The 14,330-nt window shown below is 36.7% G+C and carries 10 protein-coding genes; 6 read left to right on the forward strand and 4 right to left on the reverse strand.

Annotated features, from left to right (window positions below):
• Positions 1 to 7: 7 nt before the first annotated feature.
• The 3 genes from PECL_RS07980 to PECL_RS07990 form a co-directional block, all read right to left on the reverse strand.
• Positions 8 to 1,963: a glucose PTS transporter subunit IIA gene (locus tag PECL_RS07980; RefSeq protein ID WP_014216078.1), complete on the reverse strand. Its 1,956-nt coding sequence runs from the start codon at positions 1,961 to 1,963 to the stop codon at positions 8 to 10.
• Positions 1,963 to 2,871, reverse strand: a complete 909-nt coding sequence (murQ, locus tag PECL_RS07985) for an N-acetylmuramic acid 6-phosphate etherase (protein WP_014216079.1) — start codon at positions 2,869 to 2,871, stop codon at positions 1,963 to 1,965. Before murQ ends, PECL_RS07980 begins: the two co-directional genes overlap by 1 nt.
• A 234-nt stretch (positions 2,872 to 3,105) precedes the next feature.
• Complete coding sequence (locus tag PECL_RS07990; RefSeq protein WP_014216080.1) at positions 3,106 to 3,756, reverse strand: NAD(P)-binding oxidoreductase; 651 nt, start codon at positions 3,754 to 3,756, stop codon at positions 3,106 to 3,108.
• 72 nt (positions 3,757 to 3,828) lie between these two features.
• Between PECL_RS07990 and PECL_RS09775 the strand changes: the two genes are divergently transcribed.
• Positions 3,829 to 4,608, forward strand: a complete 780-nt coding sequence (locus tag PECL_RS09775; RefSeq protein WP_014216081.1) for a MerR family transcriptional regulator — start codon at positions 3,829 to 3,831, stop codon at positions 4,606 to 4,608.
• Positions 4,609 to 4,664: 56 nt separating this feature from the next.
• On the opposite strand, the gene PECL_RS08000 is transcribed toward PECL_RS09775, so the two are convergent.
• Positions 4,665 to 6,653: a glucose PTS transporter subunit IIA gene (locus PECL_RS08000; RefSeq protein WP_014216082.1), complete on the reverse strand. Its 1,989-nt coding sequence runs from the start codon at positions 6,651 to 6,653 to the stop codon at positions 4,665 to 4,667.
• Positions 6,654 to 7,241: 588 nt separating this feature from the next.
• Here PECL_RS08000 and PECL_RS08005 point away from each other — a divergent pair.
• The 5 genes from PECL_RS08005 (at position 7,242) to PECL_RS08025 (ending at position 14,256) form a co-directional block, all read left to right on the forward strand.
• Positions 7,242 to 9,245, forward strand: coding sequence for a glucose PTS transporter subunit IIA (locus tag PECL_RS08005; RefSeq protein ID WP_014216083.1), 2,004 nt, complete (start codon positions 7,242 to 7,244; stop codon positions 9,243 to 9,245).
• Between the two features lie 253 nt (positions 9,246 to 9,498).
• Entirely contained in the window at positions 9,499 to 10,230 is a 732-nt protein-coding gene (gene treR, locus PECL_RS08010; RefSeq protein WP_014216084.1) for a trehalose operon repressor, read from the forward strand.
• A complete protein-coding gene (treC, locus tag PECL_RS08015; RefSeq protein ID WP_014216085.1) occupies positions 10,227 to 11,873 on the forward strand; it encodes an alpha,alpha-phosphotrehalase in 1,647 nt (548 codons plus the stop codon). Before treR ends, treC begins: the two co-directional genes overlap by 4 nt.
• A gap of 515 nt (positions 11,874 to 12,388) precedes the next feature.
• Entirely contained in the window at positions 12,389 to 13,009 is a 621-nt protein-coding gene (locus tag PECL_RS08020; protein ID WP_014216086.1) for a class III lanthionine synthetase LanKC N-terminal domain-containing protein, read from the forward strand.
• Complete coding sequence (locus PECL_RS08025) at positions 13,006 to 14,256, forward strand: MFS transporter (protein ID WP_014216087.1); 1,251 nt, start codon at positions 13,006 to 13,008, stop codon at positions 14,254 to 14,256. The genes PECL_RS08020 and PECL_RS08025 overlap by 4 nt, the downstream gene beginning before the upstream one ends.
• The last annotated feature ends 74 nt before the right edge of the window (positions 14,257 to 14,330 follow it).

Consider the following 14,330-nt stretch of genomic DNA (forward strand, 5'->3'; position numbering starts at 1 on the left):
CGCTTTATTAAGCAACTTCGGTATTCATCAATATAGTTCGGTCATTAACTTGGCTAACATTCTTGGCCTTATTCACTTTATAATTGGCACTGTTTGTAATGATCGTAATCGTTACAGGATCCAATCCCGCTTCAGTGATTTCTTTCCAATCAACCGTTCCAATTTTTTGACCACGCGTAACCTGTTCGCCATCTTTAATAGTTAAATGAAATGGCTTTCCACCTAATTTAACGGTATCTATCCCCACGTGTACCAAAACCTCTTCACCAATTTGATCAGTAAATCCAATTGCATGACCCGTATCAGCTATCATACTAACTTTTCCGTCAACCGGTGCATACAATGCCGAATCAGCATTAGGTACAACTGCCATGCTCTTTCCCATTACTTCCTGTGCCATAATTGGATCATGAACTTCACTCAACGCAACTTCTTGTCCATCAACTGGGGCATAGATTGCAGCAACTGTGGCACCATCGAAACTATCAATTGTTTTTTCTGTTTTTGAAAGATCCTCTTTTTGGTCAGTGATTGCATCTTTGGGAATCCCGAAGAAGTACGTTGCTACAAATCCACCGGCATATCCAGCTAATAATCCCAAAACATATGCCATGATGTGACCATTATTAATCAAGGGAATTAATGCCAATCCAGATGGTCCAATCGCAATCGCACCAACGTGACCCAATCCGCCAACTACAGCTCCTCCTATTCCGCCACCAATACATGCAGTAATAAATGGCTTTCCAAGTGGTAACGTAACTCCATAAATTAATGGTTCCCCGATTCCCAAAAAGCCAACCGGCAATGCACCTTTTATCAAATTAGTTAGCTCCTTGTTTTTACGGCAACGAATCCATAGTGCTAATGCAGCACCAACTTGGCCAGCGCCAGCCATTGCTAAAATTGGTAATAATGGCGTTGATCCTGTTTTATCAATCATTTCAATGTGAATTGGCGTTAAAATTTGGTGTAATCCTAACATAACCATCGGTAAGAACAGCGCACCTAGAATAAAGCCAGCAAAGGCACCACCAACGTTTAACACCCAGTTAATCGCGCCAACCAGTGAATTTGAAATTACACCGGCCACAGGCATTACAAGGAAAATTGTAAACAGGCCAATTACTAACAGGGACAGCGTTGGAGTAATGATAATATCAATTGAATCTGGAATGATTTTGTGCAACCTTTTTTCAACGATTGAGAGAACCCAGACTGCAAAGATCACACCGATAATTCCACCCTGGCCAGCTGCCAAAGCTTGTCCATTAAATATGTTATGTAATGGTGCTTCAGGTGTCATACCATTTAACAGTGTAACAGCCCCAATCACACCACCCATCCCGGGTGTAGCACCGAATTCAATCGCACTGTTAATTCCGACATAGACTGAAAGATATGCAAATACACCATTTTTCAGAATATTCAAAACCAGAATTAATTCAGTCCAACTTTTACCAATATCGCCTGCAACCATTAAGTTGGATAAAACAGCTGCAATTCCACCAATCAGCCCTGCTCCAACAAAAACTGGAATCAAAGGGATAAAAATATTCGAGATTGACTTTAAAATTCGTTTAATTGGAGTTTGTTTTTGTTTGGCTTTTTGTTCTGCTTTGACACGCGCTGCCTTAGCTTCAACACGTTCTTTATCTGTCATTTGTGATTCATCAATTGCATCCTCAGGAAATGGCTCGCCCAACTTTACGCCAACTTCTTCCACCATTTTCTCGGCTACCTTATTCACGGTTCCTGGTCCAACAATCACCTGTAAGGTTTCGTCATCAACAACACCCATGACCCCGTCAATTGCTTTAAGTCCATCCATGTTAACCTTAGACATATCGCGGATTGTCATACGAACCCGCGTCATACAATGAATCAACTTATCAACGTTTTCAGCACCACCAACATTTTGATATATTTGATTTGCAATTCTTGTAATTTTATCTTCAGCCATTAGTTCGTTCCTCCATTTTGAACTGAATCTCTAACAAATCCCTTAGAGTGTCTCAATCTTTGTTCCGACTGAATTTTATCTAACCCAGTCAAAATCATTACAATTGCCAATTTCACGTCGTGATTAGCTTGCTCAAAGAAACTTGCAGAGGTTGCGTAATCACAATCGGTTGCCTGCATAATAATTCGTTTTGAACGTTCAACAAGTTTATCGTTAGTTGCTTTTACGTCCACCATCAAGTTTTTATAAACTTTCCCAATCCCAATCATTGAAGCAGTTGATAGCATGTTTAAAACCATCTTTTGGGCAGTCCCCGATTTCAATCGTGTAGATCCAGTCAGAATTTCTGGACCAACTGGTACTTCAATCTTAATTTCGGCATGTTTGCTAATCTCTGCATCCCTGTTACAAGCTAAACTGACAGTATTTGCTCCAACACTAGTTGCATAGTCCAGTCCACCAACTACATACGGAGTTCTGCCACTTGCTGCAATTCCAACAACTGTATCTTCCGAAGACAAATGTTGTTTTTTCAAATCATCCACGCCTAAACTTTTAGAATCCTCTGCGCCTTCAACTGCAACAGTCATCGCTTGCATACCACCTGCAATTAGCCCTTGTACCATTTCTGGATCAGTACCAAACGTCGGAACACATTCAGCAGCATCTAAGACTCCTAATCTGCCACTAGTTCCAGCACCTATATAAAAAAGGCGACCATTGTTTTCAAAACTGTTAATTATTTTTTTTACGGCCTCTTCGATGTTACTTAGCACTGTTGATACACTTTGTGCCACTGTTTGATCTTCTCTGTTCATCAGACTTAATATTTCACCTGTTGTTTGCTGATCTAAATTCATTGTTTTCTGATTTCTTGTTTCTGTTGTAAGTTTTGTTAAGTCGATCATAAATTTCTCCTTAATGTATGCGTTTTCATTTTATAACATTATCATAAGCTTTTAGAAATAATATTTCAAGTATTTTAAATATATTATTGATTTTTTGTAATATAATTTCATTGCATTGAATAAAAAAGTCCAACTTGGACAGTATTGCAACAAAGCTACTGTATAGCTGGAGTTTCTTTTTTATTACTTTCATTTCTCAAACTGGTTTCAGTAGTAATATCAGCTTCAACGATTCTATTCGTTTTCAAAGCTCACTTCACCCAATTCTGAAACCGGAATCGATCCTTGATATAAATTAAATGCTTTATTCACTGCCTCCATATTTTTCAAGCTCCATTCCGTTACATTAGCGACGTCTTTTCTTGAAATGTAGGGATTACCGGGTTTAAGCCCGACCATATTAGTTGGATCTTCATCTGTTAAAATTGCTGGTCGAATAATTGTATATTTCATTCCTGAATTTTCTAACCACTGTTCAGCATAATATTTCGAAACATAATATAGTGGTATATCATAAATATTCCACGTATCACGTGACTCTGCCCCTGCTGCAGAAATCATAATATATCGTTCTATTCCAGCTTTTTTGGCCGCTTCAACGGTTTTTACCATTCCGTCTAAATCAATCCACACTGCTAAATCGGCTCTCTCCTGACTTGCTCCTGCTGCAAACACGACTGCATCTATATTAGTCATTTTTTCAGCTAATTGATTAATAGATTCTTTCATAAGATCCATTTTAAGTATTGTTACACCCATTTTCGTAAGTAAATCTTCCTTATGCTCAGAATGAACACTACCCGACACCCTTACACCACTTTTCAAAAGCCTTTCTGATATATCTAATCCTGTTTTACCATTGGCACCAATAACTAATACACGCATTTCGATTTTCTCCTTATTTAAATGTTAAAAACAGTATATGATGTATAGTAACTATACAGTCAAGGAGTTAGTATGCTAACAATTAGTGATTTTTCTCAAATATCTGGTATTTCGCGCAAAACTCTCATTTACTATGACAAAATCGATCTTTTTAAACCTATTTCTGTAAATGAACATGGCTACCGATTTTACAGTTTTAAACAATTATCCGAAATCTCCTTAATCCAGGAACTAAAACTGTCTAATCTTAGCCTTGCTGAAATAAAACAATTAATTAAATATAATGATCCGCACCATATAAAATCAATTCTTTCGAGCCAAGTAGATCAATTACATCAACAAATCCAACGATTAGAGCGTAATTTAAAGGTCATCGAAGCAAGGTTAGACAACTTTAATGATCAACAGCCAGCTTTGCAGAAAGTTTTCGTATCCCACTTGGACGAATCTTACCAAATTTCACCGGTTAACGAATCCTGTGATGAACGTGATATGCTAAATAGTTTTTTTGAATTTCAGAAACAATCCAATTGGAAAATGCCAGGTATTTCTCTATTTGGTTATCGTGTTAACCTAAATAATCCACTTGATAAATACAAAAATGCTAACTTCAATTTTATTTTAGAATCAAAAGCTGCCGAGTCAACTCAGCGTGTGTATGGCGAATTTTATTCAATCTATTCAATAGACAAAACTTCAGAGATTCAATCAGCAATTTCTAAAATCAATATAACTGCTGAGAACTACCACAAAACATTGATTGGCCCGCTTTGGCAAATCCAAAATTTTGACTACGTTAATTTAAAATCTACTTCTAAATCAATCGTTCGTTTATCTTGGAGGTTCGAATAAACAATATAAAAAGTCGCCAATCCTCAATTGAGAATCAGCGACTTTTATTTAACTTATTAAGCTTGACCTGAAGCTTGTTTTTCTTTTAATTCAGTTACCATTTTATCGTTAAAGCCCCATACCCATGTAACGACGAAGGCCACAACCGTTGTTGCAATACTTGTCCAAAGGAACGTATAGAAGGAACCATCAATTCCTCCCTTAGGGTTAATAAACGAAGCAAAACCAATCCATGATCCGGCAAATCCCCACATCTTTCCATGTAAGAATCCGGTAATTGCACCACCAACAGCGGAACCAATCAAACCAGAGATAAATACCCGACGATACTTCAAGTTAACACCATAAATAGCGGGCTCTGTAACACCAGCAAATCCAGAAATTGCGGCACCAATACCCAATTCCTTAAGTTCTGGATCGCGAGTCTTAAGGGCAACGGCCAACACTGCAGCACCTTGACCAATCATTGTTGGAGAAACAATCGCGTTCCAGAAGGAGTATCCCTTTGTCGAGAATTCTGTAAGAGCAATTGGAGCAAGTCCCCAGTGTAATCCAAAGATAACAAGCACTTGGTAAAAACCACCAATGATCATACCGCCAAAACCACTTGATGTTTGAAGCAACCATTCAACTCCACCAGCAAGTCCCTTTGAAAGTAGCAAAATTGCAGGACCGGTAATGTAAAGTGTAATTGCACTAACAATCAAAATTGTAAACATAGGAACGAAAATCATACGTAGATATGAAGGTAAATGCTTGTGGAACCATTTTTCAACCTTGGCAGCCATCCAAATTGCCAAAATCATTGGGAAAATTGAATAACCGTAACTTTGTACTGGTACATGTAATGAGCCAATACTAAACAAATTAGTACCTTTTGCAACCATAGCTGCAAAAGAAGGATGAACCAAAACACCACCAATGGCAGCAGCAATAATAACATCCGATTTCATATTACGAGCCATTGTGATACCAACCAAGATCGGCAAGAAGACAAATACGGAATCGCCCATTGCGTTGATAACTTGATAAGGAACTGATGCGGTATTTACAAGTGGAAATACCTTACTTCCAGGAATTGTCATACTTACGAAAGCAAGCAAACCTTTAATGATACCCGCAGCAGCTAAAGCACCAATAATCGGTGACATAGCACCCGTAATTGTTCCAACTAGGTCAGAAAATCCTTTTTTTACTTTTCCCCACGGAGAAAGATTTTCTTCCTTTTTAGGCATTGTATCTTTAATTGCCTGTGCTGTTCCTTCAGCGTCCGAGAATTGTGGTCCTAACTGTTCAATCGCTGCGTCGTAAACATCACCTACTTCTTGACCAATAACAACTTGGTACTGTCCCTGAGCACGAGCTACGTCAATAACTCCTTTAATATTACGAACCTTATTATCATCAGGAACATCCTCGTCTTTAAGATAGAATCTTAATCGAGTTATACAATGAATTAAACTATCAACGTTGGCTGAACCACCAACATCTGCAAGAACTTCCCTGGCAATACGGTTATATTTATCCTCGTTGGGATCAACTTCAACTTCTTTAGTTGGCTCCTTACTGTTCAGCTTAATGAGTGCCTTTGCAACTTCTGAACCCGCAACAGCCTCTTTGGTGTCAATTGTTAATTCCGCCAATTTTTCAGCAGTATTAGTGATAACAATCATCACCGTTGCTTGTTTACCAGCATCCCTAATCTGCTTCAAATCCATGGTTCCAATTGTGTCGCCCGCGTTAATCTTTGAATCAGCCTTTACATTGATATCAAATGGTTTCCCGGCTAATTCAACGGTATCGATACCTAAATGAATTAGAATTTCAACGCCATCATCAGTTCTAAATCCCACCGCATGCTTAGTTTCCGCAACTAAGGTAATCGTGCCACTCACAGGTGATACAATCTTACCTTCTGTCGGTTCAATACCAATTCCGTCTCCCATCATTTTCTGTGAAAAAACTGGATCTTGAACTTGATCAATCGGCATTACACTACCAGAAACCGGTGCAATGATTTCTAAAACATGGTTTTCATTTGCCATGTGACTCTCCTCCTAAAGTGCTAAAAAAAGTTTACTTAACATTTACTAACTCTGTTGAACTAAATATAGCGCTTTCATTAAATAAAGTAAACCATTTTATACACTGAATTTAAATATTCTAACTTTTCTCCTGTAACAAGTTAGTTTAAACATTCCATAGCGCCTGTTATATCAACGTTTTTTAGCAATAATTGTTTAATATAATTCATCTATAACTTGTAACATCAACTTGTATTATTTACATATACAAATTTTTTTCATCGCCATTTTTAGCGCAAAACTTAAACACTACCGCAAGTTTATTTAATTAAAGAATGTCGTCTGATGTTCACGTCCTCATAAAAAAAACTTTACCGTTTCTAATTTTTAACATGCTTATTCATTTTTCTTGTTCTAACTCATTATCTCTATTTCCTTGATACTAAAAGAATTACAACTTTCCATTAATCAATTATTGACATCTTGTATAGACAAGTTTAGTATACAAAGTGTGATAGCGGTCACATTTGAAATGTGTGCCTCTTGAACTGAAATAGAAATTATTTTTTTGTTTTTTGTAAGCGCTTATTTAATAAGGAGGTTGTTAATATGGCAGAATTAAATATTCTTTCTCCTGTCAGTGGTAGTGTTTTACCATTGGATCAGGTTAAAGATGATGTTTTTGCTCAAAAATTAATGGGCGATGGATTCGGAGTTGAGCCAACCAATGGTAAAATAGTTGCACCTGTTTCCGGAAAAGTTACTTTAATTGCAGAAACAAAACACGCAATTGGATTCAAAACAGATGACGGTGCCGAAGTATTAATGCATATGGGGATTGATACAGTCGAACTTAAGGGTGCTCCTTTCACAATCTCTGTAACAACAAACGACACTGTTTCCGCAGGGCAAACAATTGCAACCATGGATCTGAATGCCATTAAATCCGCTGGAAAAGAAGCAACCGTTATGCTGGTAATTACCAACTCAAACGATGTTTTGTCTTCCATCAATGTTCACACGGGAAAAATTACTGCTGGAGAACAAGCCGCAACAGCTGAAGTCAAATCCACGGAATCAGCTGTAAGTGGAGCTTCGAAAGTTGACATTTCAAAGGACAGCAAATACGACAAACTTGCACGTGAAATCATTAAAAATGTCGGTGGCAAGGACAACACAAATAGTTTAATTCATTGTATTACGCGTCTCCGTTTTTATTTAAAGGATGAAAAAACTGCTAATGACGACGCCATCAAAAATCTTGATGGTGTTATCGATGTACGACATGCCCAAGGACAATATCAAGTTGTTATAGGACCTGAAGTAACTGACGTATATGATGCTGCAATTAAACAATTAGGTAGCCAGTTTGCTGACGATGATGCTACCGCACAAGCAGTTGCTGAAACTAAAGCAGCTGCAGGTCCAGATAACCGTTCTTTATGGGAAAAAACCAAAGACGGATTTAGCGCATTAATCGGTGTTATTACCGGTTCAATGATGCCTGTTGTTGGACTTTTAGCTGCCAGTGGTATTTTAAAGGGATTACTTCAAATGGCTGTTGATTTTCATTGGACTGAAGTAACTTCGCAAACTTATATTTTAATTTCTGCAATGGGTGACTCGGCGTTTTACTTCTTACCAGTTGTTGTTGGATTTACGGCCGCTCAACGTTTGAAGGCCGACCCAGTAATTATGGGAATTATTGGTGGTGTGCTAGTTTACCCATCTTTAATCGGAATTGCTACTGGCAAAGTAGTTACTGGTCATCTGTTAGGTATGGTTCTTAACACAAACCTATTTGGTATTCCGATTCACATGGTTAACTATACGTACAGTATCTTCCCAATCATTGCTGGAGCATGGATGGCTCATTACATCGAGCGTTGGTTAAAGAGTTGGATTCCAAAGATTCTTCAAATGATTTTTGTACCTCTATTCGAAGTAATGATCGTATCAGCTGTTATTTTAGTAGTTATTGGACCAATTATCACTCTTATCAGTACCGGAATTTCATGGTTACTTAATGCCATCTTAACTGCTAACTATCCAATTGCCGGTCTTATCATCGGTGGCTTCTATCAATGCTTGGTTATTTTCGGTTTACACTGGGCAATTGTGCCACTTATTGCCAATGATATTGCTTCAAAGGGTTACAGTTACTTAAATGCCATTGTTTCAATGACAATGGTTGCTCAAGGTGCTGCCGTTACCGCAATCTTCTTTAAGAGTAAACTAAACAACATTAAAGGTTTAGCAGGTGCTGCCGCAATCTCAGCCTTCTGTGGTATCACAGAACCTTCAATTTATGGTATTAATCTTCGATACGGACGATCATTCATCATGGCAAGTATCGGTGCCGCTGCTGGTGGCCTAGTTACAGGATTACTTCACGTAAATATGTATGGATTCACTGGCGCTTTAATCGGATTCCCATCATTCTTTACACCTGCAAAATTTGGGGGTGGAATGGGAAATGAAATTAATTTCTGGATTGCTTCCATCGTAACAATTGTTGTAGCCTTTGTTTTAACTTGGATGTTTGGATTCAAGGATTCAGACGTCGAAGCAGCAAAGAACGTTACGAAGAGAAAAACCCTTGGCAAGGACTAATCAAATGTGCAACAATTAGTTTCTGACATTAGTGCAGTTGGGTGCTTTGACAATTTTAGTCAGAGCACCCTTTTATTTACAAAAAAATGTTTCGTAAAATAAAACCATTTATATACTACGTATTATTGATCCTGCAAATTAGATTATATTAGATGAAATTAAGTAGACAATGCGAGTCTTTCAAAAAATCATTAACTTGTATATACTAATTTCAGTATGCTAAAATGAAAGCGTTTCAAAAGAGGTGATTGTAATGAAAAGTAAATACGATTTAATTCAGCAGGATATTGCCAACAAAATTATGCACCACATTTATCCTGCTAATTCTTTTCTTCCAAGTGAAAGCCAGCTTTGTGATTTATACGGTGTTTCAAGGGAAACAATTAGAAAAGCATTAGCCCTACTACTGGAACAAGGTTATATCCAGAAAATACAAGGTAAAGGTTCCATTGTTTTAGATTTTTCTCGTTTTACTTTTCCTGTATCCGGAATCGCTTCGTTTAAAGAATTAAATCAGTCTGAACATATGAATTCTAGAACTAAGTTAATTAAGTTAGAGGATATGAATGTCCCAACTGAGGTATTTCAACTTGATAAAGATAATCTCTTTCCAGCAACCTACGTCGAACGGCTACGCATTGTAGACTCTGAACCAATTGTACTTGATCGTGACTATCTTTTAAAAAGCGTTGTTACAACTCTTCCAAAAGTAGCCGCAGAAGATTCACTTTACGAGTACCTTGAAGGAAAATTGGGCCTTGATATTGGTTACGCCACTAAAATGATTACAGTTGAACCACCAACGCCCCATCAACAAGAATTATTGCACGTTCCAGATAATAAGGATGTTGTCATCGTACGAAGTCAGACCTATCTTTCTGACACTACTCTTTTCCAATTTACCGAATCAATTCACCGGGCCGATAAATTTAGTTTTTCTGATTTTGCACGACGAAAAAAAGTGAAGGGAAGTAACAGAAAATGAGTTTCAAAGACAAAGTAATTTATCAAATTTATCCAAAATCATTTTATGATAGTAATAACGACGGAATTGGGGATCTACGGGGAATTATTGATAAGATCCCCTATATTGCAAAGTTAAACATTGATATGATTTGGTTTAACCCGTTCTTCATTTCGCCACAATACGATAACGGTTATGACATTGCAGATTACTACAAGATTGACCCTCGCTTCGGAACAATGGCTGATTTCGAAGAACTTGTTGCCAAATTAAAAGAACACAAAATCGGTATAATGCTTGATATGGTTTTGAATCACACCTCGACGGAACACGAGTGGTTTAAAAAAGCCCTCGCTGGCGATAAACATTATCAAGATTACTACTATATTCGTGAGCCAAAACCGGATGGCAGTTTACCAACCAATTGGGAGTCTAAATTCGGTGGAAATGCATGGGAACCATTTGGAAATACCGGTAAGTACTACTTACATTTATACGAAAAAAGACAAGCTGATCTTGATTGGCATAATCCTGAAGTTCGCCAAGAATTATTTAAAGTTATCAACTTTTGGCGTGATAAGGGAGTAAATGGCTTCCGCTTTGACGTTATTAACGTAACTGGAAAAGATGAAAAATTAGTTGATGCACCGGCTGGAACAGAATCAAAATACCTGTATACAGATACTCCAATTGTTCAAAAGTACCTGCAAGAAATGAACAGGGCTTCATTTGGTAAAGACTCGACATCTATTACGGTGGGTGAAATGTCCTCAACTACCATCCCAAATAGTATTCAGTACACCTTGGAATCAAATCACGAACTTTCAATGGTTTTCACCTTCCACCACTTAAAAGTCGATTACGATCATGGCGAAAAATGGTCTAAAGTTCCCTTTGATTTCAAGGCTCTCAAACAAACTTTGAACGAATGGCAAGTTGGAATGGACGAAGGTAATGGTTGGAACGCCTTATTCTGGAATAACCATGATCAACCACGTGCTATTAACCGATTTGGTGATCCAGTTCACTATCGCAACAAATCAGCTGAAATGTTGGCTACAACCATGCACCTACTCCGAGGGACACCATATATCTACCAGGGTGAAGAGATCGGAATGAGCGATCCAGATTATCAAAGTATGGATGATTATGTTGATATTGAGGCACTTAATGCCTACAAGATGTTGCTGGAAAAGGGCAAATCCGCTGAAGAGGCTTTTGAAATCATTAAATCAAAAGCACGTGACAATAGTAGAACACCGATGCAGTGGGACAACTCCGTAAATGCTGGATTTTCGCAACACACCCCATGGTTGAAACCAACTAATCAGGATGAAGTAAACGTTGAAAATGAATTAGCTAACGGAGAAATTTTTGACTACTATCAAAAATTAATTAGTTTACGTAAGGGTTACCCAATTATCTCTGAAGGAAGTTACGAACCATTCTTAATGGATCACCCATCAGTTTTTGGCTACCTACGCCGATACAATGGACAAACTTTAATAGTTTTAAATAACTTCTATGGTAAGAGTACGACTGTAGCCATTCCAAAAGAACTACAGCAGAAGGCTCAAATACTAATTAATAACTATCCAGAGGACTTAGTTTTAAGTGACAATGTAGAACTGCAGCCTTATCAATCAGTTGCATTCTTGCTCTAATTATTTAGATATCAAAAAATTCAGCTGTACAATATTTAGTGTTGGTGAACGAAGTTCATCGGCACTTTTTTTGTTGTACTTAAAGTGTAAATTCAAGAGATAGCGTAAAATAATCGTTGCTTGTAACGATTAAGTACAAAAACATTCATAAATATCAAATTATGTTTAAAAAGAAAAAGCTCTCGTAATGTGTCTAACGGCATAAATACCGCTAGACACATTCCAAGGGCCGAAGGAATGTACTAGACATATGTAAGACAAACTGTAGGTAGTATTTCTTTTATCGTCTTAGAGACTAATGGCAACCCAAAGTGATTACGTCATAATCAACAGGCAAATACTTTGTTTCATCGGCATCTGGTAATGCATTTAATTGATTTAATGTCATTTTTCTCGTCTCCTTTAAATTGAATTAAAGAACAGTTAGTTAAATTAACATTTGATTAACTTATCTATGAATATTATAATAATCCCAATTCAAAAATTAATTAATGATTTTTTGTGGAGATGTAAGAATGTACATATTACCGGCTAAATATAATTATGTTAAAAAAGAAAATGAAAATATTTTTACTTATTATTTTCTAATAAATTACGAGATACCCAGGGAGGGATGGAAAATACACATTTCATCTAGCCTTGGTGATGCTCAAAACATTATCACAATAATAGCCAATTATTGTTATGCTAATAATATTTCTTTTAAGCATGTACGTGATGAAGCCTTATATTTAGAAAATATTTCTTCAGAAGCAAATTCAGCGGAATCCGGGAAACTAATCACTATCTACCCTCAAAATGAACAACATGCACTCAAAATTATGAGTGATTGTACTAAATTACTGTCTACTATGGCTGGCCCCAATATTTTAAGTGACTATCAATTTAAGAATAGTAAAAATGTTTTTTTTAGGTATGGTCTAAATTATGCATCAAAAAATAGAAATCCAGATACATTTAACCTAATTTCTCCGAAAGGTGAAAAACAACCAGATTCAGTACAACCATTTCCGAAACTTCCAAAGTGGATCCAACTGCCTCAAAATTGGGTATTAAATGTTAGTGATAACGACAATATACTTAAGTATCACCCGTTTGCGATTTTAAAGCGAAATAATGGTGGTAAGGGGCGATGAACATTAACTCATTTTTTAAGAATCGCGCAGTAATTACTCTAACACTTGCGAACGTCTTTGAAGTTCTTGGTATAAGCATTTTTAACATTGTGATACTAACCTACGCAAAAGATTTTCCCAATGCCAACTTATTTGTTTCAATAGCATCAGTTGCAAGCATCTTTCCAGGTATCCTAGGGTTGATACTAGGCCGTTTAGCTGACAATACAAGAAAAAAGTCGGCCGCACTAATACGCATAAAAATCTACCAAGCATTTATATATATTTTATTGGCAAATATAATTACAGCTAAGACTACCAATATTTTTTTCTTAGTTATTCTAATAAATATAACCTCAGACATACTAGGTATGTATAGCAACAATCTTCAAGCTCCGATCGTCCAAAAAAGAGTCCCTAGTAATCTTCAACGTACTACTCTTGGAATTAGTCAAAGTGTTTCAATGCTGGTTCAACCCATTGGACAAAGTATTGGGGTTGTTACACTGAGCCTATGGCATAGCTATGCTATAGCAGGATACATAAATGCGATTGCATTTATTCTATCAGCAATCGTACTATACTTAGGGAAATCTTCCATTAAACTATCCTCAAAATTTTCCTCAAAATCTAATAAGAGGAAAAAAAGTTTTTTGAGCATTTTCAAACAGATTTTCAAAACCTTACGAACGGCCTCTGGAGTAAATGTTCCTCTATTATTGATTTCAATTATGTTAGCTAATACCCTAACAGCTGGATTTAGTGTTATTAATAATTTATTTTTACTTGATCATCCAAATGTTTCAGGTCTACCCTATAGTGTTTCAGTATTGTGTGTAAGCATTGCCAATATTATTGGAGCTATTATTGGCAGTCTATTTCACACTAGGTTAACAGATAAGATTACTTTACAACGTCTAATTTCTTTTGAAATCATTTGTTTAGTTGTTCTATTTATAAATCTATGGGTATTTCATTATTTTTTGTTAATTTTAATTCCTTATTTTCTATTAGGATGGTCAATTGGACAATTCAATCCTAAATTAGACTCTGAAATCCTAAAGATTTCTGATCCCAACATTATCGGATCGGTATTTGGAGCAATTACTTCCATTGCAACCGTGGCCTCACCAATCGGAAGTGTAGGCCTAGTGCTTATCTACAACCTATTTCCAACTTGGATAACTTTTTCAATTGTAATTAGTATCTTGTTAGTTCAATTTATATTTACCACATCAAATTCAATGATTAGCCCGAAGAAAATATAGTTCCAATAAAAAATTTTAAAATTAACGTTTTCACGCAATAAATTACCGCGTGATACTAAAAAAGTTGACCGCTA

It is taken from the genome of Pediococcus claussenii ATCC BAA-344 (assembly GCF_000237995.1).
In the GTDB taxonomy this organism is placed as follows: domain Bacteria; phylum Bacillota; class Bacilli; order Lactobacillales; family Lactobacillaceae; genus Pediococcus; species Pediococcus claussenii.

Bases quoted from the DNA above. Each gene is read 5' to 3' on its own strand.
- PECL_RS07980 (WP_014216078.1), bottom strand. From the start codon at position 1,963: ATGGCTGAAGATAAAATTACAAGAATTGCAAATCAAATATATCAAAAT.
- murQ (WP_014216079.1), bottom strand. From the start codon at position 2,871: ATGATCGACTTAACAAAACTTACAACAGAAACAAGAAATCAGAAAACA.
- PECL_RS07990 (WP_014216080.1), bottom strand. From the start codon at position 3,756: ATGCGTGTATTAGTTATTGGTGCCAATGGTAAAACAGGATTAGATATA.
- PECL_RS09775 (WP_014216081.1), top strand. From the start codon at position 3,829: ATGCTAACAATTAGTGATTTTTCTCAAATATCTGGTATTTCGCGCAAA.
- PECL_RS08000 (WP_014216082.1), bottom strand. From the start codon at position 6,653: ATGGCAAATGAAAACCATGTTTTAGAAATCATTGCACCGGTTTCTGGT.
- PECL_RS08005 (WP_014216083.1), top strand. From the start codon at position 7,242: ATGGCAGAATTAAATATTCTTTCTCCTGTCAGTGGTAGTGTTTTACCA.
- treR (WP_014216084.1), top strand. From the start codon at position 9,499: ATGAAAAGTAAATACGATTTAATTCAGCAGGATATTGCCAACAAAATT.
- treC (WP_014216085.1), top strand. From the start codon at position 10,227: ATGAGTTTCAAAGACAAAGTAATTTATCAAATTTATCCAAAATCATTT.
- PECL_RS08020 (WP_014216086.1), top strand. From the start codon at position 12,389: ATGTACATATTACCGGCTAAATATAATTATGTTAAAAAAGAAAATGAA.
- PECL_RS08025 (WP_014216087.1), top strand. From the start codon at position 13,006: ATGAACATTAACTCATTTTTTAAGAATCGCGCAGTAATTACTCTAACA.